Source organism: Helicobacter apodemus, from assembly GCF_000765745.2.
Taxonomy (GTDB): domain Bacteria; phylum Campylobacterota; class Campylobacteria; order Campylobacterales; family Helicobacteraceae; genus Helicobacter_D; species Helicobacter_D apodemus.
In genome coordinates this window covers 1-1,120 of sequence record NZ_JRPC02000091.1, presented here as the reverse complement: position 1 = coordinate 1,120, position 1,120 = coordinate 1, and the positions used below count along the sequence as shown (strand labels likewise).

The 1,120-nt window shown below is 35.8% G+C and carries 1 pseudogene; it reads right to left on the bottom strand.

Features of this window, described 5'->3' with window-relative positions:
* Positions 1-1,120 (bottom strand): annotated as a pseudogene (locus tag LS72_RS11100) (hypothetical protein); the annotation flags it as partial.

Sequence of the window (1,120 nt, the reverse complement as noted above, 5' to 3'; positions counted from 1 at the left end):
TTCGTATTAGCACCACTTATGGTAATACCTCCACTAAGGGTAGAATTCTCATTATTCCAAATGGCTTTACCTGAAGTAGCGGTTATAGTTGCTCCATCTGATATAGTGATGTTACCAGTTATCTTAGAATTCTCATTAAAAATACCTGCATCCTTTCCTCCTTTTATCATAGAGCCTTGACCTGAAATTATCATATCTCCACTAAGTTCTGTATTATCCCAAAGGTTGATTCCACTCCATTCTCCCTCTATTCTAGCTCCTCCTGATATGTTAATATCTCCACTAATCTTAGCACCAGTGTGAGCTATAATTCCATTCTCTCCCTTTATCTTAGCTCCTCCTGATATGTTAATATCTCCACTAAGGTTGGCACCGTTTCTAAGTACGATTCCATTATTTCCTCCCTCTATTCTAGCTCCATCTTTAATGGTAATCTTTTGGGTTTTGGAATTACCCGATAAGAAAATACCATTTTGACCCCCACTAATCTTAGTATTAGCTCCACTAATTTCAAGATCTCCTAAGGTTTGGCCTATTCCTACTATAATACCTGAATATTTTGTTCCATGCACTACTGCCCCATCTTGCATAATGAGTTTTCCAAATTTACCATTAACAACACCAATTCCAAAGGCGTTTGATCTTATCGTTCCTTTATTGATAATAGTTGCAATGGTTCCTCCACCTTGTAAGCCTATGCCTGCATCTGTATCATTACTACTCTTACTAATAATACTTCCTTCATTAATGAGGGTTTGAATGATTGCACCATTTATAAACATACCACTCCAACCGCCTTGTATCGTCCCACTATTCTTAAAGTTAGTAATAGTAGAATTATTAACTTCTATCCCATCTTTTTGCTTGCTTTCTATCGTCCCACTATTCTCAAAGTTCTCTATCGTAGCTTTACTACCTACATAAACACCTGGTCCATTACCTTTATGATTAATTATTCCTTGATTAATAAAAGTTCCTAAGGCTGTATTGTTTTCAATCGCAACACCACTACCACCATTATTTGTTTTTTCTATAGTTCCAGTATTAGTAAAAGTTTGTATTTTAGTGTTTTGTAAGGCTATGGTATTACCATTCTTATTAGAGATTGTCCCACTATTAC